A 25,808-nucleotide genomic window follows, 5' to 3' on the forward strand; every position below is an offset into this window, starting at 1 on the left:
CTATTCGTTGCCTCCTGTACCTTTTGCTGCTAAATACTGATACATTTGCCAGCGCGTATCCACATCTGCTTGTGCTTCTTTGAGCAGACGTTTAGCTTCCTCCGGCTTACTGGTGGCCAACATCTTAAAGCGATTCTCCGAGTAGAGAGTTTGCGCTACGGTAAGCTTAGGCGCACGGCTGTCCAATTGTAGGGGATTTTTGCCTTCTTTAGCTAAATCGGGATGATAACGGTACATTAACCAGCGACCGCTTTCCACCACTTCTTTTTGATGGTTCATGGCGGTGGTCATGTTGATCCCGTGAGCAATACAGTGAGAATAGGCGATAATTAACGATGGACCGTTATAAGCTTCCGCTTCTAGGAAAGCTTTGATAGTTTGCTCGTTTTTTGCCCCCATAGCCACGCTGGCCACATAGACGTTACCGTAGGTCATGGCCATTAAACCGAGGTCTTTTTTCGGTCCCGGTTTGCCACCAGAAGCAAATTTAGCTACGGCAGCGCGAGGAGTCGCTTTCGAGGCCTGGCCGCCCGTATTCGAGTAAACTTCCGTATCCATGACCAAAATATTCACATTACGACCACTGGCTAAAACGTGATCTAAACCACCATAACCGATGTCGTAGGCCCAACCGTCACCCCCGACAATCCAGACGCTTTTCTTGACCAGATAATCGGCCACGGATAACAACATTTTCACCTGCGTGGTCGGGGTTAATTGCCCTAAACGGGATTTTAAGGCCTCTACCCGTTGCCGTTGTTCGTAAATTTCCGCTTCATCGACTTGGTGACAATTGAGAACATCTGCCGCTAGACTTTCTCCGATTTCACTAGCGAGGGTTGCTAACAGTTCGGCGGCAAATTCTGCCTGTTTATCGATGGAAACCCGGAATCCTAAGCCAAATTCGGCATTATCTTCAAAGAGGGAATTCGACCAGGCCGGACCGCGACCTTCGGCGTTAACTGCCCAGGGTGTTGTCGGTAAATTACCTCCGTAGATAGATGAACAACCGGTGGCATTAGCCACTATCATGCGATCGCCAAATAGTTGACTGACTAATTTAACGTAGGGAGTCTCACCACAACCGGCACAGGCCCCGGAAAACTCAAAGAGAGGTTCCTGCATTTGCTGATGGTTAATTTTGTTGAGATTTAGGCTTAATCGGTCTGGATTAGGCAAATTAAGAAAGAAATCCCAGTTAACTCGTTCCTGTTCTCGCAGGGGCAGTTGGGGAGCCATATTAATGGCTCTTAGACGCGGTTGCGATTTGTTTTTAGCGGGGCAAACATCAACGCAGAGACCGCAACCGGTACAATCTTCGGCGGCCACTTGGATGGTGAATTTTAGACCTTTCCAGTCGTGATCCTTGGCATTAGCGACTTTAAAGGTTTCCGGGGCCGTGGCTAATTCGGCCTCATCATAAACTTTCGAGCGAATAACGGCGTGGGGACAAACGAGAACGCATTTACCGCACTGAACACAGACATCTGCATCCCAAACGGGGATTTCTTGGGCAATATTGCGTTTTTCCCATTGGCTAGTGGCAGTGGGATAGGTCCCATCGTTGGGAAGGGCGCTAACGGGCAATTCATCCCCGTGACGGGCGATAATTTTGCCGAGGACTTCTCGGACGAAAGCGGGTGCGTTGTCGGGAATTGGTGGTCTTAATTCAAAAGCTTCAGGGGTGACAGTGGCGGGAATTGAGACTTGATAGAGGTGTTCTAGGGCAGAATCCACAGCTTTGATGTTCATCTGCACGATTTCTTCTCCTTTCTTGCCGTAGGTCTTGCGGATGGCTTTTTTGATTTGTGCGATCGCCTCTTCCCGAGACAAAACCCCCGCTAGAGCAAAGAAACACACCTGCATCACGGTATTAATCCGGCTGCCCATCCCCGCTTCTTTGGCCACTTGAGTGGCATTAATCGTATAAACTTGCAGATTTTTGTCGATGATAGTTTGCTGGAGATTGCGGGGTAGGTGACTAAATAGCTCCTCCGGTGGATAGGGACTATTGAGGAGGAAAATTGAGTTCGGTTTAGCGGTTTCTAGCAGGTCAAATTGTTCGATAAATTCCCACTGATGACAGGCGATAAAGTTAGCATCGGTGATTAAATAGGTAGAGCGAATCGGCTCCGGTCCAAAGCGTAGGTGAGAAACGGTGACGGAGCCAGATTTTTTGGAATCATAGACGAAATAACCCTGGGCATAATTATCAGTATCTTCACCGATAATTTTAATTGAATTTTTGTTAGCTCCCACCGTACCATCGGAACCTAAACCGTAGAAAACCGCCCGCACTACTTTGTCTGGTTCAGTGGAAAAACTGTGGTCATATTCCAGACTGGAAAAGGTGAGATCGTCAACGATACCAATAGTGAAGTGATTTTTGGGTTTGTCGAGACTTAAGTTATCAAATATACCAGCAACCATGGCTGGAGTAAATTCTTTGGAAGATAAACCGTAGCGTCCTCCGACAATTTTCGGCAGCTTGCCTTCGTACTCTTCCATAAAGGCATTTACCACGTCTAAATATAGCGGATCGCCCCCGGCACCGGGTTCTTTACAGCGATCTAAAACGGCTATTTTTTTCACTGTGGTGGGCAAAGCTGCCAGTAATTTGTCGGCGGTAAAGGGACGATAAAGACGAACTTTTAAAACCCCAACTTTAGCCCCATTTTGATTGAGATAATCCACGGTTTCATGGACGGTTTCTCCTCCCGATCCCATTAAAATAATCACTCTTTCGGCATCGGGCGCACCGTGGTATTCATAGAGATGGTATTGCCGTCCTGTTAATTGGGCAAAACGATCCATAATTTTTTGGGCGATATCGGGACAAGCATGATAGAAAGGATTGACGCTTTCCCTTGCCTGGAAATAAACATCGGGATTTTGTGCTGTGCCTCGCAACACCGGTCGATCGGGAGTTAAAGCTCTTTGACGATGGGCAATAATTAGGTCTTCATCGATCAGTTCTTTGAGAATTTCATCACTAATTAATTCGACTTTTTGCACCTCATGACTGGTACGAAAACCATCAAAAAAGTGCAGAAAAGGAAGCCGCGTTTCTAGGGTAGTAGCTGTGGCGATTGCTGCCAGATCATGAGCTTCTTGAACGGAATTAGCCGCTAACATAGCCCACCCGGTACTTCTGGCGGACATGACATCACTATGATCGCCAAAAATTGACAATCCTTGAGCGGCTAAAGCACGGGCCGCCACATGGACCACTGAAGAGGTTAATTCCCCCGCAATTTTGTAGAAGTTGGGGAGCATTAATAATAATCCCTGGGAGGAGGTGAAGGTAGTAGTTAAAGAGCCTGTTTGTAGCGCTCCGTGCAGGGTTCCCGCTGCCCCACCTTCGCTCTGCATTTCGATTACAGAAGGGATGGTTCCCCAAAGATTAGCCCTGCGTTCGGCTGCCCAACTATCGGACCATTCACCCATAGGCGAGGAGGGAGTGATAGGATAAATAGCGATTACTTCACTGAGACGATAGGCAACGCGCGCAACAGCTTCGTTACCGTCTATGGTTGCATAGGTTTTTTTGGTCATGTGTTCCCCTTAGTTTTGACGATCTTTGTCGGGATTTTAAGTTTTTTTACGGCTCAATTTCGCACTAAATATCCCCTCGTTTCCCTGACAACCGAAGGACTTTCTTGAGCGTCGCTTTTGACTCCCTATCTACTATTGGACGCTTACGGCAGACAGGCTTAAGTAGAGCAATTTTTCTGTCTCCACCTCGATCATTATCCAGATTCTGGGCTTTCTAGCAATTCGTTATTTTTTCTTAATACGCTGCTGAGTTTGCCAGCAACCGACCCTGGGATTAATTAATATTGAGAATTGATAAGTAATCGTGCAGAATTAATTCTCTAAATTTTTGATTTTCGCAAGAGATCTAATAACCAGTTGATTTAGTCAGCCGATGAAGTTAAGATGTACTAGGTTAAACACAAATGAACTAAAGTACAAATTATCTTAACCCAAGGATAGGAAAATAGATCATGACTAACCTCGAATCCCTTACTCAAGCGCAACAGGAGTTGTACGACTGGCTAATTGAGTACATTCGCACTACTCAGCACGCCCCTTCCATCCGGCAAATGATGCGAGCGATGAATTTACGCTCTCCTGCACCGATTCAAAGCCGTTTAGAACGTTTACGCACCAAAGGCTATATTGATTGGACAGAAGGAAAAGCACGCACCCTGCGGATTCTCAAACAACCAGTGCAAGGTTTACCGGTTCTAGGCGCGATCGCTGCTGGTGGTTTAGTGGAACCCTTCACCGATGAGGAAGAAAAACTCGATCTTTCTAATCTGTTGCAACGCAGTCAAGACTGTTATGCTCTGCGCGTTTCCGGAGACAGTATGATCGAGGATCATATTGCCGATGGGGATCTGGTGATCATGCGTTCTCTCACGGGTAATGAAGGGGTGTCCAATGGGGAAATCGTCGCCGCCAGAGTTGAAGGCCACGGCACTACTTTAAAACGTTTCTACCAAGAAGGCGAAATCATCACTCTCCAACCCTCCAATCAAAAATATCAACCAATTACAGCCAATACTGAACAAGTACAGGTGCAAGGGGTTTTGGTTGGTGTTTGGCGCGGTTATTAGCCAAAACTGGGGCGCACTTAAGCGCCCCGATCATTTTTCCTCTCCTTGACTTCCGGAAAAGAATCGGGTGGGCCAACGAGGATAATAGAACGGAATCGAATATCTGTTTTCTTAGTTGCCCGGTGTCACCGTGTTCTAGATGTGCCATCCAGCTAGTCAGCGGTCGTTCTACATCTTGCCATTCAATTGTACCGATCGCATAATCTTGTTGCAATCGTCTGAGTCTTCTCCTACCCCGATGAAGGTTACTATTCCTGACGCGAACTCGGTCGGGTAGAATAGGGAAACCAAGGAAACTAGCACCGTATTTAGTGGCAAAAAGTTGACTTTCGGTCGCAACGCGCTCGCTACGCGAGATCGGGTGAATTTTCAGCTAATTCTTTGATTGCCTTAATAAAATTTAACATTAACGCCATTTTCTCAAAAAAATCGACCCGCCTAAGGGCGGGAAAGAAAAGAAAAAAGAAAAAATAGGGAATGAGGGTAAAAAGGGAAAAAAAGGGAAAAAGGGTTACAGAGTCCTCCCAGCACCGCACACCACCCGAAAACCGAAGTCGTAGGTGTAGTTGACGCGGCGGAGGCCGTAGTTGCGGTAAGCAGAACGGCAGTCATTTGGAAGGCCGTACCAAGAACCGCCCCGCATAGGAGAACGATTATTATTCCCATTTTCTGTCCAGACACTGCCATCCGTCGGCGCACCCTCATAATTATCGTGCCAGGTATCGGCGCACCATTCCAAGACATTACCGTGCATATCGTAGAGTCCGAAGGCATTGGGCGGAAACTGTCCCACGGGAGTCGTTTTTCCTCGATATTCTCCCTTCGCTTCCTCGGCGTAGGTATAGCCGGCATTGTAGTTGGCCAATTCCCCGGTAATGATTTCCCCAAAGTAAAATGGGGTGGTGGTTCCAGCACGACAAGCGTATTCCCATTCCGCTTCACTCGGTAATCGGTATTCCCTTCCCGTTAGTTTCGATAATCTCGCGCAGAACTCGATCGCATCGTACCAGTTGACTTGTTCCACGGGACGGCGATCGCTATCGGGACGGTCTTTAAAATGGGCCGGGTTGAGATCAAGGTTGACCCTGAGCGAAGCCGAAGGGTCAACTTTTAAATCCGTGCGAGAGGCGATCGCTTTCCACTGGGCCTGGGTGATGGGGTATTTACCCATAAAGAAGGGTGGGACAGTTACTTCATGTTGTGGTCTTTCCCTTCTAAATCCTTCCCAATTAAATTTTTTAACCAGTCTTTCGATTTCCTCATCTTCTGTTCCCATCAGGAAAGTTCCCCCCGGTATGGCGACCATTTCTAGGGTGATGCCGTTGCCCAGATCTTGGGCGAAATATTGGGACTGCTTCGACTCTTTTCTAATTTGCTCACCCTTCGCATTTACTCCCACCACCTCAAAGTTAAATACCTTGAGTCCAGTTTCTTGAGAAGGTTTAGGGGACGATGACCTATTTCCCTCAGACCCCGTGACGTATTCGCGACGCGTCAAAGGAATCGAAGACTGTCTTAGAGCGATGCGCTTGATAGCTTCGATCGCCTCTAAATCGCCACGAGATGCTCCTAAGACACGAATCCATAACTGTTCAGCTAAGTCAAGGTCGCCCCTATTTTCTGCTAAGGAAGCCTGATATTTTAGGGGTTGCACGTCCCTAAGCGTGGCAACTTGTTCTAACAAAATAAAATAGAGCTTGTGGGGCGGTTCTGCTTTCAGATAGGGATTCTGTCTCGGTTTCCCATATCTAGCGTTAGTTTGCTCGACTTGACGGCGCAGATATTCGTCTAGACGCTCGACCGTAGCACAATTGGCTTCTCCTCGCCGCCGCAATCCTTCCAGCAGCCCATGAGTAAATGAGCCTTGTTGCAACTCATCGATCTCCCAAGATTGCTGATTGGCAGTACAGGAATAAAAGGTTATGACTCCCTGATGCTCCTCTTCTCCAATGCCCAGACCGCCTCGGCTGTCCTCATCTCGACAGGCATCTAATAATAGTACGACGTTATCCGCCCCAGACCTCCGCAGCCGCTCGGTAACATAATCCACCGATACAGCCGTTTCTCTTACATTACCCGGATCGCTATCAGGGAGCATCAGATAGTCTTTGTCTTGATAGCGCCTGCCATGACCGGCAAAGAAAAACCAGAGATTGTCTCCAGACTTAAGCAGGGGAGTCTCGAACTGCCTCTGAAGAAACCGCTTGAGACGACCGTGGGTTAGCTGCGTGGGAATGGGGGGACTAGCAGGAATGGGTGGAGAATCTTCGGTAAAGAGAAATATCCCACTACGATCGAATCCTCCCTCCCCTTCACACCAAGCTTTGATCGCTTCCGCATCTTTCTTGGCGTATTTCAGCGGCTTGAGGTTATCATACTCGTTGATGCCGATCGCTATCACCCAGTTTTTAGCCATCTTTTCTCTTGAACTTAAACGTCATCGCTCCTTTCCCTCCTGCTTTGCCCCCGACCCCAAACAGGCTAACTTGTCCTTCCCCATTAATTTCTACAGACAGTTCCACTTCATCGAGCCGGATTTTAGCGCTTGGAGGATCGGCTTCATCGAGCATTTCCCGCATCGCTTTGAGAAAGCCCTGCATTTCTAGCTTCAGTTTGGACACATCCACTTGACTTCTTTCGGTGGCCGCAACTTCGGGCGATTTTTCCTTTTCACCGAGCCGTCCCCCGATATCACTGCTACTTCTAGCGCCGGTGGGCGTTTTTTGAAGATCAGATTCACCCGTAATAATCCATATTTTGCTGGGAGTTGCGATATCTTCGGTCATTGTGTTGATTTACCCTAAATGTTATCTCGCTTACCTTTAGCCAAACTTTCTAATTCCATTATCTTTCTCTCAACCTCAGCCATCCTCTGACTCAACGGCACAGTCTCGGCACAGCCCAAGTAAGCAGCATTGCCGAAGGCACTCGCTACGCGAGACCGCGCTGATGATCACATTCGTCTTGGACGTGCCAACCCGCTCGACGTACTGGTTGAGTTCGGCGAGGAGAGGTGGGGGAATTCGGACGGCGATTTGTGGTTTGCCCATAACAGTTACATTTCTTCTCCCGCCATGCTACCAAACGCATGACCAAGTATCACCCTTCCAGTCATTTTTCTTAACGAACGATCGAACAGCGAGCTACGTTCGAGTACCATCCTACAGTTATTCGCTAGAAACAATACAGGACAAAAGTTACAGAAAAATTTAAAAACCTGGCTCTTCGTTACTTGGTATGGTTCGATAGGGGGGCATAAATTGACTAAATCCTTATCTGGCAACAGACTTAATTGATGAGTTCGCTCTAGATGAAAAACAATTGACAAAAATCGCCAAATGCCTTTCTATATAAGGGTTCCATCCCTTATAACCCCCGTCCATTGCATAAGACAAACCGAAGAGCCAAAAACCTTTCCTTAAAAAATTAAGTGAACCACGAATAAAAATTTCTCCTTAGCCCAAAAGTATTCAGCAACAATTTCAGCTTTAACTTGGGATTTTTCTATAGATTTACCAAAAAAGAATTTTGTTACATTTTGTCATAATCTTCTGGCTCACCATCTGAAACTTTAGCTAATGCTTGTTGAAACTTCTCCCAACTTCCCTGTTGTGCTTTTTCTTCTAGATAATCTTTAGTCATCCAAGAGGATATTTGGGCAGATAAAGCCATTGTTACCAGTTGCTCTACTGGTATGTTTTGTTTATTGGCTAAGGTTTCAATTTGTTGATATAAAACATCTGGAATGTTTGTGCTTAGTTTCATGGTTTTATTTCTCCTAGTAATCGTAAAAATTGTTTGGGTGTTAAAATAAAAATGCCGAATTTTTCAATGGGCTTTAGGTCTCTTTGATTGTAACTGATTATAAAATTAGCTTGACATTTGAGAGCTAAATCCAAAGGCTCTAAAAGTTATCGTAAATACGAAAAACAATTAGCCAGACTTCAATACTTGAACCGACATAAGGTAAAAGGTTAAAATAATTGGAACAAAGCCCAAAGGCAAATAGTTAAACTTCATTTTAAAATAGCTAATATCCGTAAAGATACGTTACATAAACTCACCACTTATTTAGCCAAGAACCACGGCAAGATAGTAATTGAGGATCTAAATGTGTCTGGGATGATGGCTAATCACAAATTAGCTAAAGCCGTTCAGGATATGGGGTTTTACGAGTTCCGAAGACGACTTGATTATAAAACTCAGTTATATGGTTCGGAATTGATCATAGCGAATAGGTGGTTTCCTAGTAGTAAAACCTGTTTTAATTGTGGGTACAAAAAAGAGTCTCTATCTTTAACTGAAAGAGTTTTTGAGCGTGAACAATGCCATGGAGTTTGCGCTCGCAACGCGCTCGCAACGGGAGATCGAGACTTGAACGCTAGTCTAAATCTAGCTTCTTTGGCGGTGAGTTCCACCGTGTCAGCTTGTAGAGTAGATAGTGCCGACACTACTACAATGAAGCAGGAAGTTAACGTCAAATTTGCTCATGAGTAGATTTGAGTAAGTTTAATAGAACGGTTTTAGCCTATCCCGCACTCAGGTGTTTTAACTTTTATGCCCAAAAAACAGAAGTATCCCCATCTCTTAGGATCAAAATGGACGGCAAAACAAAAAACATGGGGCTGGCGACATTTTCAAGTGGTCAATCGTCAAAATCGCGGTCAATGGGTTTTTGCCGAATTAGTCGCTTCCTGCGATCCGACTGTCCGCTTCTGGATTAATGCTAAACAGTTGCAAGACGCGAATCTCTGGCAATCCGGTTGGCAAACCCTAACAGAAATGAACCAACCCGACAGCACCGACGAGATTATTGTTAATTAAATGCAGTACAGCCTAGGGACTTGCGCTTTGATAATGTACCTTTTGGGCGAACGCAGTTCGCCCCTACATTGTGGACAAAATCCGTTACTGTGGGGGCGCAAAGCTTGCGCCCTCCGATCGATTGGGATATTATTCCCACGCAAGTCCCCTATTACTGTTCCATAAAGGTCCGCACCGTACCATCAGAACCAAGAACTAGACGCAATTGGGGATTACCAGAGATATCGAGGGGAGACACGAAAGGTTGATTGAGCAGGGGCATATTAGTGCGATCGAGATAGATTTTCGCCGCCTGTCCTAGGGGAATAATCTGTTTTAGGGAACCATCCTGATTTAAGACCAAACGGTACTCTAGAGTATGTTTGAGACTTTCCGGGGGTTGCCAACGGGATTGAAAATATTCTCTGGTTTCTGCCACTTGGGGAATTGTATCTAGTAAGTTCGTCTCTGGAGCTTTAGCGGTACTTGTGGGCGGTTTGGAGTCTAAATTGACATTTTCGGGGTTAACAGGGCTTAGAGGCGGTAAATTGGGCAATTTTGGCGGTGCTGGAGTCGGATTCATCGTGGTGGGGGGGACATTTGCTAGTGCATTTGTACCCTGAGCGCTGGTGACAGGGGGGGCAGGAATCGGGATGTTCTGATTATTCGGTTCAATTACGATCGCCGTGCCGCCGGGACGGGAACCTGTGACTGGTGGCGGCGGTAAAGTGGACGGCGGAATCACTAGGGGGACGCTAGAGGGACGAACTGGGGCTGGAACGGTTGCCACGGGGGGCGGTGGCGGTAAAGGGGTTTTATTGCCCAAATTTGCCGGTAACTGCGGGTTTGGGGCGGCTGTTCCCGTGGGGGGTAAAGGCAGCGTTGGCAAGGGTTGGGGAATCCTGGCGCTATTGGGATCGGTGGTTAAATCATTGTTGGTTAGTTCTTGCTGTTGATAAAATGCGATCGCTATTCCCCCGATAGTTATTAGGGCTGAGGCGATTAATCCCGTCCAGATCAGGGTATTCTTTCGAGTTTTCTGGCGAATTAAAGGGGGTATTAGGGTGATTTCATGGTTATATTCCCCTAAAGCATTGGCTAGGTCGAATAATTGCGATGTGGTTAATTCAATCTCCTGTTTATCTCGATCGGTTAGCAGGGAACCCAAAAATAATTGATGCTGGAGAAGTCCCTGACAATGGAGAGAGGGTAAGGAGGGAAGATGACTTTCGGGGGAACCACTAGCCACGAAAGAGAGGCTAGAAACGGGACTAGAGAGTAAATTCTGCACATAATTAGCGACAATTTCCCCTAGTAGTTGTAATTGTGTGCGATCGCCTTTGATCGTCACCTGTTTTTCCTCACTCAATCTAGGATCATCAAAGCGCAATTGAAAGTGGGCATCGTTTAAGACATTTTTACCTAGCCAAACCGCTAGGGGCGAACTATTTCCCCAAATTTCTAGGGTACAGGTGGGGGGTGTATATTTGCGAATTAGATTAATCATTTTTAGTTATCCGTGGGAATTATAAATTATGAATTATGAATTATGAATTATGAACTGGGAAGCTTTTTTTCAGTGTTCAGTAAACAGTAATCAGTGAACTAAAAACTTACATCTGATAACTTACATCTGATAACTGATAACTGATAACTGATAACTGATAACTTACATCTGATAACTGATAACTGATAACTGATAACTGATAACTGATAACTGATAACTGATAACTGATAGGCTTTTTACTTTTTACTTGCTAAAAGGGTGTGCCAGAGAAGGAGATGACTGCGGGGGCTGCTGTAGAACAATAAATCGATTAATAATTTCCAGGCTAGGGAAGTCAGGCTAGAATCGCTGAGATTATTTTCCGATATTTCTGGGTATTTTAAGCGAAAATTATCGATATAATTGCCCAAAAGTGTAGTTTTGACCGGTTCTTCTCCTTGAGTTCCCACTTGTTCCAAGAGAATTACAGCGCGACGGATTAACTCTTGCTTTTTTTGGGCTAGATGACAAAGGAGGAGAACTAAAGAACGGATGTCCGCGAGGGAAAGTTTTGACTGGGGTTGCCAGTAGTGGGCAACTAGGCGATCGCTTGTATCCGCATCTAAGGCTAATTCCTGGGCTGCTTGGGTGATAGAATCGGAGTCTAAATTAGCTAGAGAGACTAAAGCAACCAAAATCAGGTTTAAATAGCTATTAATACTCTCTAACTGCTCGTTACTGGGTGAGATAGCTAGGGGTAAATCCTCACCCGTGGAGGACTCGGCAGACTGAGGCATAGTCAAGGACATAGATAAAAGGAATTGCCAGCAGAAAAACTTGGGTTTAGGAGAAAAAATCACTGGTTCTAAAGTGTAATAATAATTTAGATTGTTCTTTTCTTGCACGTCCGCTCACCGATTGCCTCCCACCCAATGAGTTTAGAATCCGCTACCGATGAAGTCATTAAGCAAAATTTAGAACAATTTCTAATTGTTTTGTCCGTTTCCCTGAGTGTGGCCACGGTTTCGAGGATTTTTAGCTGGTTTCGCCAAATTCCTTACACCCTATTGTTAGTGATAGTTGGTTTAGGTTTAGCTTTCATCGATATCCGTCTGGTGAACCTATCCCCCGAACTGATTCTAGAAATTTTTCTGCCCCCTTTGCTATTTGAAGCCGCTTGGAATACGCGCTGGCGAGATCTGAAGGATAATTGGATTCCCGTCAGTCTTTTCGCTATTGTCGGCGTAATTATCTCGATTTTCGGGGTTGGCTTTGCCCTAAATGAATTGACCAATTTACCCCTATTTACGGCATTATTAGTGGGTGCGAGCCTTTCTTCTACGGATCCCGTCGCTGTTGTCGCTCTTTTTCGCGAATTGGGGGCCAGTAAAAAACTCACCGTGCTTTTGGAAGGGGAAAGCTTATTTAATGATGGGGTCGCTGTCGTCGCTTTCGCTCTTTTGGTGGAAATTCCCCTCGGCGCTAGTGGTCTATCCTTAGAGACAACCATTAGCCGGATTGCGGCTTTTATCGGTATCGGGGTGGCAGTGGGTTGTTTAGTGGGTTTTGGTATTTCCTATCTGACTCAACGTCTCGATTTACCCCTAGTGGAACAGTCTTTAACTCTTGTGTCCGCCTACGGTGCTTATCTATTAACCGAGGAGTTCGGGGGTTCGGGGGTAATCGGAGTGGTGACTACGGGGATTATTTTAGGTAATTTTGGCTCTAGAATTAGCATGAGTCCCCGTACCCGCCTATTAGTCACGGAATTCTGGGAGTTTCTCGCTTTTTTTGTCAATTCGATCGTTTTTCTCCTCATCGGCGATCAGATCCGTCTCTCCAGTTTAGCTGATAATCTCAATTTAATTTTTATCACGATCGCCGCCGTGGTAGCGGCCCGTTTTCTGGCTACCTTTGCTTTGGCAACTGTTAGTAATGCCTTGATGGAAACTAAAATTAATTGGCGAGAAAAAACGGTTTTATGGTGGGGAGGTTTGCGTGGTTCCGTTTCTATTGCCCTAGCTTTAAGTGTGCCGGTTATTTTTCCTAATCGTCAGGATATCATCGATATCGTCTTCGGAGTTGTTCTCTTTACCCTTTTGGTTCAAGGATTAACTATTCAAACTTTCCTATCGAGATTAGACTTGATCGGTGATCAACCAATTCGAGAAAACTATGCGGAACTTTTAGCCCGACGGGTAGCTTTAAAAAGGGTTTTAGACTATCTTTCTAAGTTAGATAAATCTCCTGATGTTGCCCCCGAATTTTTTAGTTATGAGCAGCATCTCGTCAAAGAAAAGTTAAAGACTGTAGAAGCAGAAATACAATCTCTCAACGATAGTTATCCCCAATTACAACTATTAACAATGGAACAACTTCGGGAAACCCTCCTAGATATCGAAGCTGATACCTACGCTGAATTTATTCGAGCCGGCCGTTTAACTAGCAATTTATCCCCCGTCCTCCAAGAAATTCTCGCTGAAAGTAAAATCAGTGAACAGTAGGACTATTTTGGGGTATATACCTGAACTTTCCCCGTATAAATATACGGCTCATCTGAGTTCAGTATGCTCAAGATCGAAGACAAATTTCTCAAACAGTTTTCACACAACTATTTTGGCTCTTGATAACCGTCCTGTTGGATTTTAGGCTCTGTAATCTTGGGCAAGAGAGGGATTGAGTTTTTATAAATTTATAGATAACCTACTAAACTAGGATGAGCCCATTGGTATGGGAGACGATAGTTTCGATCGATACCGACTCCACAGACTATCTTGGCTTATCCTTTACTAAAGTTCTTCAGCCAAAGCTAAGACACGCTGATATAGCTGGGAACTGACACGAAAACCAGCTTGGCTAATCAAGGCATCCATAACAGGTTGAACTTGAGGGATGAGGCTTCTTTGTTTGGCAATCAGCAGAATGCCCAGAATACCAATGATAGACAGCCCTAGCCGCAGGGCTTCTTGCCGCCCCAAGCGTTCATCGATGAGCAGATCATCAGCTTGCAGATCAAGTGCCAAGGCTATTGCATTTGCTTCTCCAGCATCCAATCCTCGTTCTTGCTGAAGCTGGTTAGCGAGTTCGGAGTTGGTGAGGGGTTGGGGTTGAATCCAGCCGACTTGGAGAATGGCTGGAATGAGGGGATTGCTTGCGGCTGCTAGTTCCCTAGCAACAACGTCTGGAATAATAACGGTTTGGTAAATTGACTCTAGCAACCAGAGATGATCGACGATCGCTAGATTGGCAAGGGCGGAGGTATCGCTGACCACGATCATAGCCAGCCTCGATCGCGCAGATGTTGAACATCCTGCTCAAAGTCTTCTACATCGTAGTGAACACAAATATCGCGATCTGCCAGCAGTTTTTGAAAGTCCATGACTTCCATCCCGGCAATCTTACTGGCGCGACTTAGGGAAATCCGCTCTTGCTGAAACAGCGCAATGGCAATCTCCCGGAGCCAGTCGCCCTGGTTAAAGGTTTCGGCTTGGCTGAGGTTATCAGGTAGGTTCAGGGTAATTTGCATTGAGACATCCTCACGCACTAATCCTTATTTTCTCTAGCCTGCCAGATCTCGGTTAAAGCTTTTTCAATATCCGATCTTTGCAATTTTACCATGTCCTTAACATGGTCTTCATGAACTATCGTATCATAAACATCTGTGACATAATAGTCGTCACTTGATCGTTCACATAAAGCATCTTCCCAAGGAACAGAACACCTTCTTTCCGATGTTGTCCAAAAGTAACAAATTTTACAAAATTCTATGATAAAATCAGCCCGATCACTATATTGTGCTGATTTTTCAATTCCATTTTCAAGTCTTAAATACTGCTGCGTAAATTGCTTATTTTGAGTTAGCAATTTCACAGAATAGCCTGGGCTATTCAAATATCTAGCACTTAAAATAAATTCGGTATAAGAGCCTTTAACTTGATAATTCTTATGGGAAATTTCACGAACTATTTCTGAACTTCCCAAGCCTAAAAATCCTCTTGTATATTCCACTTTTTTTTCGATGGAATTACCATATATTAATTGCCCAAAATCATCAAGAATTTCGGGGATTAGGGAGGAGAAATGATGCCATATTCGGTTATTTTGTGCTTCCTGTGTCATTGAAAAGCTTTGTCTCGCCCGTTCGGCGCTTTCCATTGCTTGGTTGTATCGATACTGATTTTCACGACGTTCAGCTTCCGCTCTTTTCCTTTCCTCTAGCTTACGCGCTTCTTCTTGCTTTTGCCGAGCTTGCATTTTTCTGAGATCTTCAAAACTTGACATGATGAATCCTTTAGAATTGAGTCTAATTGCCAATTATGATTTTATTGCGATCACCCGATCGAGTCAACAAGCTTGAGCAATTCGTGATTCACTTAGGTTGGCTAGATCGGTGGAGATGCCTAATGGCCAAATTGAGCGGTATGCGATCGCGTTTTGGCTCAACAATATAGAGATTCAATTAACGTAACGGTAGAGAATCCCGTGATTTGGTTGATGGCGACTTTACAGGAGGATGGCAATGAAATTAGCTGAACTGAGAAAACAAGGATATCAAGCTTTAGTTGACTCTTTGGGGGTGGTGGGAATGCTCCGCTTCCTGCAACAATTGGAAGTCGGCCATGGCGATTACACCGCCGAGCGACACCAGTGGTTAGATGAACTGACCCTCGCCGATTTTCAGAGCTACGTTCAACAAAAGAAAAGTATCAATGGTGGGGAGTTAGGGGGTTAGAAGGCAAGAACTGGCTCTTCTGGTTTCTGTGTGAAAACGAGGTCTATACTGATAGAATATCCGCTAAATAGTGCTGAAAATCTTGCCCGATAAGCATTCCACGATTCCATAAGCAAAAATTATCAGACAAAATCGAGAAGAGCCATTAATTCTGTTGGGGTACTTAGAAAGGAATATCGTCTAAATTTTCCTCCACTGGTGTGTCGCTAGGTTGCCAAGCGGAAGGATTAGAAAGTTCATAGGATGCGTCGTATTCAAAGTCCCCGGTGGAGACAGGTGCGACGGGTTTTTCCACCGGGGTTTTATTCGATTTGTGGGTATTGATTGGTACGACTTTTTCTGGAGTCGGGGCTGCCATTTCACCGCTACTCATGCTGCCGTCAAGATGATAGAGATGACTAATGACTAATTCGGCCCGTTTTTCCTTAAAACCTTCGGGACGATCGATCGTCTGCATGGAGAGACGACCTTCCAAAATTACCCGATCGCCTTCATTATAGTTCTGAGCGACTTCTGAGGCCAAATTTCCCCAAGCTACGGCCCTTAAATTAGCCGGGGTTGCCTCGGCACGATTGGGAGAAAACTCGACTAACATTTGAGCGTAGGGAGTTTGATTATCTTGGGTATAACGTAATTCGGGACGACGGACAATTTTAGCCATTAAAATGCAACTGTTCATGGTCGAAAATCAGTCTGAATTTTTCTAATAGCACCATTGTACTGAAAAAGTACAATGATCACCACTGTGGAGGTTAGGGAATTTTATGGGACTCTGGTTAAGAAAAAATCTCTTTAACACTTGGTACAACGTCATCTTAACCCTTGCGGGTCTATTTCTCAGCCTCTGGGGTGGCTTAAGTTTCCTTGATTGGGCGATAACTCAGGCAAAATGGGCTGTAGTGACGGAAAATCTCGGTTTATTTGTGGTCGGTCGTTATCCAGAACAGTCAATATGGCGAATTTGGCTGATTTTAACGATAATTGCGGCTTTATCGCTGTTTTCTTGGCAATTAAACCGGGGTCGCTTCCCCGATTGTCCCGCTTTTCTGCAACGCTGGTGGGGATTGCTCTGGTTATTGACTTTACCTTTAATCGCTTGGTTGCTATTGGGGGGATTATTTTTAAAGGCAATTCCCCTTGATGATCTCAGTGGTTTAATCTTAACTTTATTAGTAGCGATCGCAAGTATGATTTTATCTTTCCCCTTGGGGGTATTATTGGCCCTAGGGAGACAGAGTGAATTACCGGCAATTCGTTGGCTATCTATTGGTTATATCGAATTATTGCGCGGTTTACCTTTGTTGGGAATTTTATTCATGGCTCAGGTGATGTTACCTTTAATTTTACCCGCCGGGACGAGACCGGAACGGGTGATCAGAGCGATCGCCGGATTTACCCTTTTTGCGGCAGCCTATCTGGCCGAAAATGTCCGGGGTGGTTTACAAGCGATTCCCAAAGGTCAAATTGAAGCGGCCAAAGCTTTGGGTTTAAAACCGATTTTCGTTTTATTATTGATCGTTCTACCCCAAGCTTTAAAAGCGGTCATTCCCGCTATTGTTGGTCAATTTATCAGTTTATTTAAGGATACTTCCCTACTGGCGATCGTGGGACTGGTGGACCTCTTGGGTATGGCAGGATCGGTTTTGGCTAATCCGAAATTTATCGGCGATTATCCAGAGGTTTATCTATTTTTGGCGTTTATTTACTGGATTTTCTGTTATTCTATGTCCCTAGCCAGTCGTAGGTTAGAACAGCGTTGATTGGGGTGTGGGGTGATGGGGAAGTGGGGTGATGGGGTGTGGGGAGACCAGTTCCTGCGAGTTGCGGGGGGAAGTGGAGAGTTTTCCGCTGTGAACAGTAAACAGTAATCGGTAAACTGAAAACTCTTATCTGATCTGGTGCATCTCGCATTTGCTGAAATACCGACAATTAGCAATTATCGGTGACTCTTAAACTATGACAGATATATCAGCAGCTGGCTGTAAGCATCCCACCGAAAAACTAATGCGCTCCGGGGTTTGGGGAGTTCTACCCCCCAAAAGCTTGGATTGAGTGATAAAATCGAAAGTAATGCCCGACTTTAGCAGAGAGTTTCCCTTTTAAAATCCCAACTTAGTAGATTTACAAAAATGAGATGCACCCAATCTCAGAAAGTACAGGAATCTCTTTTTTGGCTAGGCGGGATGGTAATAAAAAGCCACTGCCAAGATTAAATAGGTGGCTAGTAATAGGGTTCCATCTAACCAATTAGAACGACCGGTAAAGCTGATTAAATTAGTGACAACCACTGCTACAATTAAAGCCACCACGTTAAAGGGATTAAAATTTAAATCCATCGGTTGCTGCCACAATTGGCCGATAAAAACTAATAAAGGTGCTACGAATAAAGCCACCAATAAACTATCACCCATCGCCACGGAAACCGTTAAATCCATCTGATTTTTTAGGGCTAATTGAGTGACGGTAACTATTCCAGAAATATCAGTAATTAAAGGAATGAAAATCACCCCAATAAAGAGAGGAGTGAGATTAAATCCTTCCATCACCGATTCCACCACATTAACAAATAAATCCGACTCATAGGCTACAGCTACGGTGGAAGTAAGCAGCACAACTAACCACATCCAGACTTGAGCTTTCTCTTCCTCACTAACCTGATTGTCGGGGGTATTTTCGTTACTTAATCCCACTTCGTATAGATAGCTATGGGTTTTCAGGGAAAATAATAAAGTTAACCCATAAACTATTAATAAAACCGTAGCGGTGACTAGGGAAAGACTGAGAATATCGGCAACTTCCACCACGTTAGAAGTATATATTACCAAAGTTGGTAAAGCGATCGCTATTACTGCTAAAGTCATAGAAGAACCATTTACCCGCGCTAAAATTGGTTTAAATTCCTGCTCTTTGTAGCGAATTCCTCCGGTGAGCATTCCCATCCCCATAAATAATAATAAATCGCTGAGAATACTACCGGTAATACTGGCTTGTACGATGTCCACCAAGCCTTTTTTTAGGGCAATTAAGGCAATAACTAAAGTGGTAGTATTGCCAAAGATAGCATTAACTAATCCTCCCAAAGTTGGCCCAGTGACTACGGCAACTCTTTCCACAGAGGTACTTAACCAAATTGACAGGGGAATGATCGATAAAGCGGCAGTGATAAAAATAGCTTGATCTCCCCAATTAAGACGACTAGCGACCACGGATAGGGGAATAAATAATAGGAAAGCAAAGGAGACAATTTTTCTTAAATTCATGGATTATTAATGGCAATTTCTCCCACCATTCCCGCTTCGGCATGACCCGGAATAGTACAGATTAATTTATACTTACCAGTTTTGAGAGGAACTATTACCCATTCTGCCTGTGCATTAGGTTTTAATTCTAGTTCGTGAATTGCCCCTTTAATCTCCACTTTTCCCGCTTCAACTTTCTGAGTCCAACTAGCATCGGCGAAGTCTTTAGCAGTAAAATAATGTTTAGTGGGACTGGGATTATCGAGGATTAATTTGTATTTTTGTCCAGCAATAAAGTCTAATTGACTAGGAAAGAATTTTAATTCTCCTTGTCCGGAGCCTAGACTAATTTTAACTTCTAAAGGGGCGAGTCCAGCGAAGGAGGGAAAAGTCACTAACCAACAACTAATTAAAAGTATTACTACTGCCACAAATTTTTGATAAATATCCTTGCCAGCGAAGTAAGGATTAGAATTCATTTTGCTCCTCCAGCTTATATTATGATAGAGAAAATCCGGCGGTTTTTAGGTAGCTAGACATAATCAATTACACATATTTAACTACTTCTTGCCTTTTGCCTATCCCAACCAAGAAATTAATTTTACACGACTCTTAGGATAATTTTACAACAAGTGGTGATTCTTCCTAGCTCTCTTCCTTTCTTTCTCTGAAAAGTCCCTTGGCCACTGTTCAAACCTCGGGACTTCTCGCCACTGTCAGTTAAATCGACAAAATTAATCTAAGCTATCGGGAGAATGGGGATAAAGTTGTTCTGCTTCCGGACAATCTTCCGAGACATTAATATCAGGATTCGTCCGCGACACGGAGGCCAGTTTTCTGCTAACTGCACCGATACTTTCTAAGCGCACCATTTCTTCCCAAGAACTAATCTCGTCTTCTTCTTCTGTTTCGTAGCGAATGGTGACGAGATCGCTTTCTAGATCGATAATACGAGCATTATCAATCCATCTTTGCTGATCGCGCAAGAAAATGCAGACTTCCTGACCATCCATACAGAATTGATAAATCTTGCGGTGTAACATAAATTGCTCCTAAACAGCTTCTTTTGTTGGATTCAACTAACGGGAAGTGACAAGATGCCAATCTCAGCAATAGCTCAAGAATTCCCGTGGGTAACACAAAAAGGAGAAAAATTCCGCTAGTAGTGGCAAGAATGGGAAAGGAAAGTCAGGTTTCCAGTTTGGGACTACGTTCTTCAAAGACATCGATTCGATTAATAGACGGCCTCGGCGATTCAGTAAAAAACCGCCCTTATAGAGTCATTGTTACATAAATTTTCACTTCTTAACAGTATCTGTAGATGGAATCGGGAAATGGGGAGATAGGGAAATTTCCACTAAAACCCTAAAAACCCAACACCTAACCCCGATGCTGATTTAAAATAGCGATCATCTTTTGGGCCACGGCTGCTGTTTGTTCGAGCATGGCAAAATGACCACAATCGGATAACTCAATCACGTTGCTGCCGGTTTCAAACAAGGGATGAAAACTAGCCAAATGGTTAACGTACTTAACTTCCATAATCGTATCCTCTTTCCCCGCCAGAAAATAGACCGGCTGCGGAAGACGGGAGACAATCTGGGGTAAAAGATGAACTTCATCGATAGTGGTGGTTTCCAACAGTGACCCTAGGGCTGCTTGGTAATCGGCCCGGACAAAATCAATCACGCGCTGTTTGCCCCATTTTGTACTTAGGGTTTGCTTGACCATCATCCGCGAGAATAAAAGATCAATAAAGGGAACACTGGGCAACCAAGATGGTCTTCTCTCTAAAATCTGTCTTCCGGCTTCCCGAAATCGCTCAAATTCCTCCTTTAGATAGATGCCACCGCCGGCATTCATACAGATTACCCCTTTAATCCGTTGAGGACAGATATCCGCGGCCCATAAAGCAACACTACCACCGAGGGAATGACCAACTAACCAAGCAACATCGAGGTTTAAGCAGTTAAGAAGAGTAATAACGTCTTGGGAGTAGGATTCAAGGTTATAACTGCTAGGAGGACTGTTAGAGGTAATTTTTTGGGAGTCGCCAAAGCCACGGAGATCGTAAACTAGACAGGGATAATCCGGGGAGAGAATATCTACCAAAGGCTGCCAGTAGTGACGACTCAACAGCCAACCGTGTATAAAGACTAAAACCGGTTTATCCGCTTGGGGCGAAAATAACTCGTAACTGTGGGATACTCCCGATATGTCGATGGTAGGCATATAATCAATCTCAACCTAAGTTAAACCGTTGATAGGGGTTACTAGGGAAACTTCTAGAGAAAAATCGGTGTATTTAGCCTTGTTTACAGAGCATAGTCAGGAAAGCTTAGGATTTTCCCTGATAGTTGGTCAATCAATGCTATAGACAATTTTAAAAGCTTCTGCTTTAAGTATAAAACACTGGGGATACCTCCCTAAAATAGGATGAAAACCCTAAACTAGGATTTGTCTATGAAATGCGATCGCTTTTTAACTCTTTCCCTAGTGTTAAGTCTGGGATTAGTTTTTCCCCCCTCTTTACCCTCTCAAAATCCCCCCGCTACCACCTTTCAACCGGGTCCCTGGCAGCCTGTCGCTAGGGTGAATATGAGTCGTCCTGTGGAGATTAAAATCATCAATCAAACCGATATTGACCTCAATTATGACCTATCGGCCAATATTGATTCCTCTCCCCAATTATTATCTCCCGGTACGGAGACAACCCTAAAAGGTTTCGTAATTCCAGCATATATTTTGATTAATCGAGCTAATGCGGCTGCGGATCGCTATTCTTCTAGTTTAATCTATGGCGTAGAAGTCAATGATGATAATTTAGTCACGATTACTGTCACCAAAGTTCCGGGGAGTACCCCCGGTTATACCACCTTTAACATCAATCAACAGGGTGCTATTTATATTTACTAGCTCTAACTTAGGGCGATCAGACTACAATTATATGATCGCGATCGAGATTTATTCGAGATTGATCAATAATTGTAACGTTTTAGTCAATTAACCGTAATTTCCGCCCCAGGGAGGTTAAATTAATAGGGGTATGACCCCAAATTAGCCGACAAAAGGTTAAAAAATCTCCTATAAACCTGGCGAGGACAAGCATGAATACAATCACTAATTTTTTAGCTAGTGCTATTGTCGGTGGTTGGATTATGACTATGGCAGTTTTTGCTATTCAAAATATCCAACCAGTTTCTTTAAAGTTTCTACAATTTGAGTCAATTAAAGTACCCATCGGTGTTTTGTTGGCTTTTTCTTTGGGAATCGGATTTTTTATCGCCGCAATTATTCCCGCTTTTTTTAGAAAGTCGAAAAAATCTCCTCGCAGTCGCTTTTCTTCCCCACAATCGGAGTTAGACGAGTTTGATTTTTAAATAGTCTTTTGACTTGCTAAAATCATCTTGATTATTTAATTATCAGTCACACCGAACCCGACCACAGTGGTTTAGTCAAAGAAGTTTTAGAATTAGTCCCAGAAGTTACCGTGGTGGGGGCAAAAGTTGCCATGCAATTCCTCGAAAACATGGTACACCGACCCTTTAAACAGTTAATTATTAAAAGTGGTGATACTTTAGATTTAGGTAATGGCCATATCTTAGAATTTGTTGCAGCCCCTAATCTTCATTGGCCTGATACTATCTTCACTTTTGATGCTAAAACCGCCACCCTTTTTACCTGTGATGCCTTCGGAATGCACTTTTGTGATGATCAAACCTACGATCAAGAAAAAGAGCTGCTAGAAGCGGATTTTCAAACCTATTATGACTGTCTGATGCGACCGAATGCTCGTTCAGTTTTAGGGGCAATTAAAAGGATCGAGAAATTTGCGATTAATCTCATTGCCACCGGTCACGGTCCCCTATTAAAACACCATATCTCTGATTGGGTGGGACGCTATCAAACTTGGAGTCAAGAACAAACTTCTGCTGATACTTTAGTGGCTGTATTTTTTACCCAAGATTACGGACAAAGTGAACATTTAGCTACTATGATTAGTCAGGGTTTGAATAAAAATGATGTGGTGACAGAATTAGTCGATATGAATAATGCTGATCCTCACGAAGTCAGAGAATTAATCAATCAATCTAAGGGAGTTATCATTGGAATGCCTCCCCAATCTTCCCCGATTAACCAGACGATTTTAAGCACGATTCTTGCTTCAATTAATGGCAAACAAGCAGTAGGATTATTTGAGTCAGGAGGTGGGGAAGATGAACCAATTTTTCCCCTAAGAAATAAATTACAGGAAATCGGGGCGATCGAAGCTTTTCCTCCTCTTTTAGTTAAAGACAATTCCCATCAATCCCTCGATTTAATTGCCGATGAAGCAGGAATCGACCTCGGCCAATGGTTAAGTCGAGAAAAAACGATTAAACAAATTAAATCGATTAACAACGACTTAGAAAAAGCTCTAGGACGTATTAGCACGGGATTGTACCTAATTACTTCCCAAAAAGCTGATTTATCCAGTGCCATGATTGCCTCTTGGGTGACACAAGCAAGTTTAAATCCTTTAGGTGTGGCAATTGCAGTGGCTAAAGATCGGGCAATGGTATCCTTTTTACAGCCTAGCGATACCTTTGTTTTAAATGTTTTAGCTGAGGATAATTATCAGAAATTAATGAAACATTTCCTCAAGCGTTTCTCTCCCGGTTCCAATCGTTTTGAAGGCATTAAAACCTATACTGCTAACAATGGATCACCAATTTTAGCCGATGCCTTAGCTTACATAGAATGTCAAGTCACCAGTCGTTTAGATTGCGGCGATCATTGGGTAGTTTATTGTACTGTTAATACTGGACGAGTTGCTCGTTTAGATACCTTAACTGCTGTCCATCATCGCAAAGTTGGCAACCATTATTAACAGTTATCAGTTATCAGTTATCAGTTATCAGTTAGAAGGGGATAGGTAAATGGGGGAATAGGGTAATGGGGGAATAGGGTAATGGGGAGATAGAGTAATTTCCACTAAAACCCTAAAACCCTAAAACCCTAAAACCCTAAAACCCTACTCCCCCAACACCCCACTTCCCACTTCATAATTCATAATTCATAATTCCCACTTCCCACTTCATAATTCATAATTCATAATTCATAATTCCCACACCCAACAACCAATAACCAAATTAAAAACTATGACCACTACTACCTTAATTTCCAATCCTGCTATTAATAATCGACCTCGGGATGTTCAAAGCGCAGAAATTGCCGATCAAACTTGGGTTTTTCGCTCGCGTACTTGGGACAGATTAAAATTTGAAATAGAATATGCTCGTCAACGGGGAACCACCGCTAATTCCTATCTTATCTGGGGCGATAAAACTGCCTTAATCGATCCTCCTGGAGAATCCTTCACCGAAATTTATTTAGAAGAAATTCGTCAATATGTCCCCTTACATCGTCTCGATTATCTAATTCTCAGTCACGTTAATCCCAATCGTATTGTCACTTTAAAGGCATTATTAGCCGAAACCCATCAAATCACTATCCTCTGTTCTAAAGCTGCCGTCAATACCCTGAAAAATGCCCTGCCTGATGCCCAAATTTTGGGCATAAGAACCGATGAAATCCTTGATTTGGGGCAAGGTCATCGACTCAGTTTTATTAATGTCCCTACGCCGCGTTGGCCTGATGGTATCTGCACTTTTGACCAAAAAACCCAAATTTTATACAGCGATAAATTCTTTAGTGTGCATCTGTGTAGTGACGATATTTGGGATAAAAATTGGAAAGAATTAGACGCAGATCGTCGTTATTATTTTGATTGTCTCCATGCCGTGCAATCTAAAGCAGTAGAAACAGCCATCGAGAAAATTAAAGAATTTCCCGCCCAATATTATGCACCCGCCCACGGTTCGATAATTCGTTATAGTCTTAGTCGTCTTGCCCACGATTATCGTTATTGGTGTCAAGAACAAAAAACTCGACCCCTACAAGTGGCCTTATTATATGCTTCTGCCTACGGAAATACTGCCACTCTGGCCCGCTCGATCAAACGAGGATTACTAGAAAATGATCTAGCCGTAGAATCAATCAATTGTGAGTTTGCCACCCCCGCCGAAATTAGTCAAGCGATCGAAAATTGTGACGGATTTATTATCGGTTCTCCCACCTTAGCCGGTCATGCTCCTACCCAAATTCAAACTGCTTTAGGAATCGTTCTTTCCACGGCAGCAAAAACTAAATTGGCCGGAGTTTTTGGTTCCTACGGTTGGAGTGGGGAAGCTGTCGATTTAATTGAAACTAAACTCAAAGATGCCAATTATCGCCTCGGTTTTGAATCCTTGCGCGTGCGTTTTAACCCCACAGAAAGCAGTTTACAAGCTGGTTATTTAGCTGGACAAACCTTCGCCCAGACCTTGAAAAAAACCAAAAAATTTCGGGTTCCCCAACAGGGAATGACCGAAACACAAATCGATCGCACTGCCCAGGCCGTTGGTCGGATCGTCGGTTCCCTTTCTGTTCTCACTACTCGTCAGGGGGAGGATCATGCTGGTTTCCTGACCTCTTGGGTATCCCAAGCCAGTTTTAACCCCCCAGGGCTAATTATCGCCGTTGCTGACGAACAAGCCGCCGATCGCCTAATTAACTCAGGAACCGTCTTTATCTTGAATATTCTCAAGGAAGGGCGCAATTTACGCCGCCATTTTTCCAATTGCATCAAATCCGGCAGCGATGTCTTTACGGAATTAGAAACCCAAGTCGGGGAAAATGGCTGTCTGATTTTAGGCGAAAGTCTCGCCTATCTAGAGTGTACTGTCAAAGAGCGACAACTCTGCGGCGATCGCTGGTTAGTCTATGCCACCGTCGAGCGGGGTCAAGTTTTGGATAGCAACGGTGTCACCGCCATCGGTCATCGTAAATCCGGTAGTCAGCATTAAATTTAGACTAGCGGGGCAAAGTTTCTGACTTTCCCCCTA

23 protein-coding genes and 2 pseudogenes are annotated in these 25,808 nt (G+C 44.0%); 10 read left to right on the forward strand and 15 right to left on the reverse strand.

The window, feature by feature from the left end:
• Complete coding sequence (gene nifJ / locus ACE3JL_RS03165) at positions 1-3,555, reverse strand: pyruvate:ferredoxin (flavodoxin) oxidoreductase (protein WP_375328830.1); 3,555 nt, start codon at positions 3,553-3,555, stop codon at positions 1-3.
• Between the two features lie 452 nt (positions 3,556-4,007).
• On the opposite strand from nifJ, the gene lexA reads away from it, so the two are divergent.
• Positions 4,008-4,622 carry a transcriptional repressor LexA gene (lexA, locus tag ACE3JL_RS03170; protein WP_375328831.1) on the forward strand — a complete coding sequence of 205 codons (615 nt, stop codon included), beginning with the start codon at positions 4,008-4,010 and terminating at the stop codon, positions 4,620-4,622.
• A 511-nt stretch (positions 4,623-5,133) separates the two neighbouring features.
• Here lexA and ACE3JL_RS03175 read toward each other — a convergent pair.
• The 4 genes from ACE3JL_RS03175 to ACE3JL_RS03190 all read right to left on the reverse strand — a co-directional run bounded on the left by ACE3JL_RS03175 (position 5,134) and on the right by ACE3JL_RS03190 (position 8,387).
• Complete coding sequence (locus ACE3JL_RS03175) at positions 5,134-7,038, reverse strand: SUMF1/EgtB/PvdO family nonheme iron enzyme (protein WP_375328832.1); 1,905 nt, start codon at positions 7,036-7,038, stop codon at positions 5,134-5,136.
• Positions 7,031-7,408: a hypothetical protein gene (locus ACE3JL_RS03180; protein ID WP_375328833.1), complete on the reverse strand. Its 378-nt coding sequence runs from the start codon at positions 7,406-7,408 to the stop codon at positions 7,031-7,033. Before ACE3JL_RS03180 ends, ACE3JL_RS03175 begins: the two co-directional genes overlap by 8 nt.
• A 145-nt stretch (positions 7,409-7,553) precedes the next feature.
• Positions 7,554-7,712 carry a hypothetical protein gene (locus ACE3JL_RS03185; protein WP_155119318.1) on the reverse strand — a complete coding sequence of 53 codons (159 nt, stop codon included), beginning with the start codon at positions 7,710-7,712 and terminating at the stop codon, positions 7,554-7,556.
• Positions 7,713-8,153: 441 nt separating this feature from the next.
• Positions 8,154-8,387: a hypothetical protein gene (locus ACE3JL_RS03190; RefSeq protein WP_002746549.1), complete on the reverse strand. Its 234-nt coding sequence runs from the start codon at positions 8,385-8,387 to the stop codon at positions 8,154-8,156.
• Positions 8,388-8,519: 132 nt separating this feature from the next.
• On the opposite strand from ACE3JL_RS03190, the pseudogene ACE3JL_RS03195 reads away from it, so the two are divergent.
• Positions 8,520-9,119, forward strand: a pseudogene (locus ACE3JL_RS03195) (RNA-guided endonuclease InsQ/TnpB family protein); the annotation flags it as partial.
• Positions 9,120-9,179: 60 nt separating this feature from the next.
• On the forward strand, positions 9,180-9,446 hold the full coding sequence (locus ACE3JL_RS03200) for a TIGR02450 family Trp-rich protein (protein ID WP_002800208.1): 267 nt from the start codon (positions 9,180-9,182) through the stop codon (positions 9,444-9,446).
• Between the two features lie 151 nt (positions 9,447-9,597).
• Here ACE3JL_RS03200 and ACE3JL_RS03205 read toward each other — a convergent pair whose 3' ends face one another.
• Together ACE3JL_RS03205 and ACE3JL_RS03210 are read right to left on the reverse strand one after the other, a co-directional pair.
• On the reverse strand, positions 9,598-10,932 hold the full coding sequence (locus ACE3JL_RS03205) for a DUF4335 domain-containing protein (RefSeq protein WP_271992735.1): 1,335 nt from the start codon (positions 10,930-10,932) through the stop codon (positions 9,598-9,600).
• Positions 10,933-11,168: 236 nt separating this feature from the next.
• Complete coding sequence (locus ACE3JL_RS03210; protein ID WP_375328834.1) at positions 11,169-11,708, reverse strand: DUF3038 domain-containing protein; 540 nt, start codon at positions 11,706-11,708, stop codon at positions 11,169-11,171.
• A 135-nt stretch (positions 11,709-11,843) separates the two neighbouring features.
• Between ACE3JL_RS03210 and ACE3JL_RS03215 the strand changes: the two genes are divergently transcribed.
• Complete coding sequence (locus tag ACE3JL_RS03215; RefSeq protein WP_375328835.1) at positions 11,844-13,415, forward strand: Na+/H+ antiporter; 1,572 nt, start codon at positions 11,844-11,846, stop codon at positions 13,413-13,415.
• A 285-nt stretch (positions 13,416-13,700) separates the two neighbouring features.
• On the opposite strand, the gene ACE3JL_RS03220 is transcribed toward ACE3JL_RS03215, so the two are convergent.
• Genes ACE3JL_RS03220 through ACE3JL_RS03230 form a run of 3 tightly spaced genes read right to left on the reverse strand, consistent with a single transcriptional unit; the run spans position 13,701 to position 15,192 of the window.
• Complete coding sequence (locus ACE3JL_RS03220) at positions 13,701-14,189, reverse strand: DUF3368 domain-containing protein (protein ID WP_072925503.1); 489 nt, start codon at positions 14,187-14,189, stop codon at positions 13,701-13,703.
• Entirely contained in the window at positions 14,186-14,437 is a 252-nt protein-coding gene (locus tag ACE3JL_RS03225; protein ID WP_002736449.1) for a UPF0175 family protein, read from the reverse strand. The genes ACE3JL_RS03220 and ACE3JL_RS03225 overlap by 4 nt, the downstream gene beginning before the upstream one ends.
• Before the next feature lie 17 nt (positions 14,438-14,454).
• On the reverse strand, positions 14,455-15,192 hold the full coding sequence (locus ACE3JL_RS03230) for a hypothetical protein (protein ID WP_072925507.1): 738 nt from the start codon (positions 15,190-15,192) through the stop codon (positions 14,455-14,457).
• A 238-nt stretch (positions 15,193-15,430) separates the two neighbouring features.
• On the opposite strand from ACE3JL_RS03230, the gene ACE3JL_RS03235 reads away from it, so the two are divergent.
• Positions 15,431-15,643 (forward strand): hypothetical protein, encoded by a 213-nt coding sequence (locus ACE3JL_RS03235; protein ID WP_002758270.1) that lies wholly within the window; start codon positions 15,431-15,433, stop codon positions 15,641-15,643.
• Positions 15,644-15,806: 163 nt separating this feature from the next.
• Here the strand turns inward: ACE3JL_RS03235 and ACE3JL_RS03240 are convergent, their stop codons facing one another.
• Positions 15,807-16,322: a single-stranded DNA-binding protein gene (locus ACE3JL_RS03240; RefSeq protein ID WP_002767053.1), complete on the reverse strand. Its 516-nt coding sequence runs from the start codon at positions 16,320-16,322 to the stop codon at positions 15,807-15,809.
• Between the two features lie 85 nt (positions 16,323-16,407).
• Here ACE3JL_RS03240 and ACE3JL_RS03245 point away from each other — a divergent pair, with 85 nt between their 5' ends.
• The gene (locus ACE3JL_RS03245; protein ID WP_271992588.1) at positions 16,408-17,403 is read left to right on the forward strand and encodes an amino acid ABC transporter permease; all 996 of its coding nucleotides are present in this window, start codon (positions 16,408-16,410) and stop codon (positions 17,401-17,403) included.
• A gap of 414 nt (positions 17,404-17,817) precedes the next feature.
• Here ACE3JL_RS03245 and cax read toward each other — a convergent pair whose 3' ends face one another.
• The 4 genes from cax to ACE3JL_RS03265 form a co-directional block, all read right to left on the reverse strand.
• Positions 17,818-18,903 (reverse strand): calcium/proton exchanger, encoded by a 1,086-nt coding sequence (gene cax / locus ACE3JL_RS03250; protein ID WP_375328836.1) that lies wholly within the window; start codon positions 18,901-18,903, stop codon positions 17,818-17,820.
• Positions 18,900-19,361 (reverse strand): plastocyanin/azurin family copper-binding protein, encoded by a 462-nt coding sequence (locus ACE3JL_RS03255; RefSeq protein WP_375328837.1) that lies wholly within the window; start codon positions 19,359-19,361, stop codon positions 18,900-18,902. Before ACE3JL_RS03255 ends, cax begins: the two co-directional genes overlap by 4 nt.
• Before the next feature lie 255 nt (positions 19,362-19,616).
• Positions 19,617-19,925, reverse strand: a complete 309-nt coding sequence (locus ACE3JL_RS03260; RefSeq protein ID WP_002735547.1) for a DUF6679 family protein — start codon at positions 19,923-19,925, stop codon at positions 19,617-19,619.
• Positions 19,926-20,262: 337 nt separating this feature from the next.
• Positions 20,263-21,114, reverse strand: a complete 852-nt coding sequence (locus ACE3JL_RS03265) for an alpha/beta fold hydrolase (protein WP_271992584.1) — start codon at positions 21,112-21,114, stop codon at positions 20,263-20,265.
• 231 nt (positions 21,115-21,345) lie between these two features.
• Between ACE3JL_RS03265 and ACE3JL_RS03270 the strand changes: the two genes are divergently transcribed.
• The 4 genes and pseudogenes from ACE3JL_RS03270 (at position 21,346) to ACE3JL_RS03285 (ending at position 25,769) form a co-directional block, all read left to right on the forward strand.
• Positions 21,346-21,798: a hypothetical protein gene (locus ACE3JL_RS03270; RefSeq protein ID WP_271992582.1), complete on the forward strand. Its 453-nt coding sequence runs from the start codon at positions 21,346-21,348 to the stop codon at positions 21,796-21,798.
• 191 nt (positions 21,799-21,989) lie between these two features.
• On the forward strand, positions 21,990-22,262 hold the full coding sequence (locus ACE3JL_RS03275; RefSeq protein ID WP_271992580.1) for a lipopolysaccharide assembly protein LapA domain-containing protein: 273 nt from the start codon (positions 21,990-21,992) through the stop codon (positions 22,260-22,262).
• Between the two features lie 20 nt (positions 22,263-22,282).
• Positions 22,283-23,752, forward strand: a pseudogene (locus ACE3JL_RS03280) (diflavin flavoprotein); the annotation flags it as partial.
• Between the two features lie 271 nt (positions 23,753-24,023).
• Positions 24,024-25,769: a diflavin flavoprotein gene (locus ACE3JL_RS03285; RefSeq protein ID WP_375328838.1), complete on the forward strand. Its 1,746-nt coding sequence runs from the start codon at positions 24,024-24,026 to the stop codon at positions 25,767-25,769.
• The last annotated feature ends 39 nt before the right edge of the window (positions 25,770-25,808 follow it).

It is taken from the genome of Microcystis sp. BLCC-F210, assembly GCF_042134685.1.
In the GTDB taxonomy this organism is placed as follows: Bacteria; Cyanobacteriota; Cyanobacteriia; order Cyanobacteriales; family Microcystaceae; genus Microcystis; species Microcystis aeruginosa_D.

Coding starts and splice junctions, on each gene's coding strand:
- nifJ (WP_375328830.1), bottom strand. CDS start 3,555: ATGACCAAAAAAACCTATGCAACCATAGACGGTAACGAAGCTGTTGCG.
- lexA (WP_375328831.1), top strand. CDS start 4,008: ATGACTAACCTCGAATCCCTTACTCAAGCGCAACAGGAGTTGTACGAC.
- ACE3JL_RS03175 (WP_375328832.1), bottom strand. CDS start 7,038: ATGGCTAAAAACTGGGTGATAGCGATCGGCATCAACGAGTATGATAAC.
- ACE3JL_RS03180 (WP_375328833.1), bottom strand. CDS start 7,408: ATGACCGAAGATATCGCAACTCCCAGCAAAATATGGATTATTACGGGT.
- ACE3JL_RS03185 (WP_155119318.1), bottom strand. CDS start 7,712: ATGCGTTTGGTAGCATGGCGGGAGAAGAAATGTAACTGTTATGGGCAA.
- ACE3JL_RS03190 (WP_002746549.1), bottom strand. CDS start 8,387: ATGAAACTAAGCACAAACATTCCAGATGTTTTATATCAACAAATTGAA.
- ACE3JL_RS03200 (WP_002800208.1), top strand. CDS start 9,180: ATGCCCAAAAAACAGAAGTATCCCCATCTCTTAGGATCAAAATGGACG.
- ACE3JL_RS03205 (WP_271992735.1), bottom strand. CDS start 10,932: ATGATTAATCTAATTCGCAAATATACACCCCCCACCTGTACCCTAGAA.
- ACE3JL_RS03210 (WP_375328834.1), bottom strand. CDS start 11,708: ATGCCTCAGTCTGCCGAGTCCTCCACGGGTGAGGATTTACCCCTAGCT.
- ACE3JL_RS03215 (WP_375328835.1), top strand. CDS start 11,844: ATGAGTTTAGAATCCGCTACCGATGAAGTCATTAAGCAAAATTTAGAA.
- ACE3JL_RS03220 (WP_072925503.1), bottom strand. CDS start 14,189: ATGATCGTGGTCAGCGATACCTCCGCCCTTGCCAATCTAGCGATCGTC.
- ACE3JL_RS03225 (WP_002736449.1), bottom strand. CDS start 14,437: ATGCAAATTACCCTGAACCTACCTGATAACCTCAGCCAAGCCGAAACC.
- ACE3JL_RS03230 (WP_072925507.1), bottom strand. CDS start 15,192: ATGTCAAGTTTTGAAGATCTCAGAAAAATGCAAGCTCGGCAAAAGCAA.
- ACE3JL_RS03235 (WP_002758270.1), top strand. CDS start 15,431: ATGAAATTAGCTGAACTGAGAAAACAAGGATATCAAGCTTTAGTTGAC.
- ACE3JL_RS03240 (WP_002767053.1), bottom strand. CDS start 16,322: ATGAACAGTTGCATTTTAATGGCTAAAATTGTCCGTCGTCCCGAATTA.
- ACE3JL_RS03245 (WP_271992588.1), top strand. CDS start 16,408: ATGGGACTCTGGTTAAGAAAAAATCTCTTTAACACTTGGTACAACGTC.
- cax (WP_375328836.1), bottom strand. CDS start 18,903: ATGAATTTAAGAAAAATTGTCTCCTTTGCTTTCCTATTATTTATTCCC.
- ACE3JL_RS03255 (WP_375328837.1), bottom strand. CDS start 19,361: ATGAATTCTAATCCTTACTTCGCTGGCAAGGATATTTATCAAAAATTT.
- ACE3JL_RS03260 (WP_002735547.1), bottom strand. CDS start 19,925: ATGTTACACCGCAAGATTTATCAATTCTGTATGGATGGTCAGGAAGTC.
- ACE3JL_RS03265 (WP_271992584.1), bottom strand. CDS start 21,114: ATGCCTACCATCGACATATCGGGAGTATCCCACAGTTACGAGTTATTT.
- ACE3JL_RS03270 (WP_271992582.1), top strand. CDS start 21,346: ATGAAATGCGATCGCTTTTTAACTCTTTCCCTAGTGTTAAGTCTGGGA.
- ACE3JL_RS03275 (WP_271992580.1), top strand. CDS start 21,990: ATGAATACAATCACTAATTTTTTAGCTAGTGCTATTGTCGGTGGTTGG.
- ACE3JL_RS03285 (WP_375328838.1), top strand. CDS start 24,024: ATGACCACTACTACCTTAATTTCCAATCCTGCTATTAATAATCGACCT.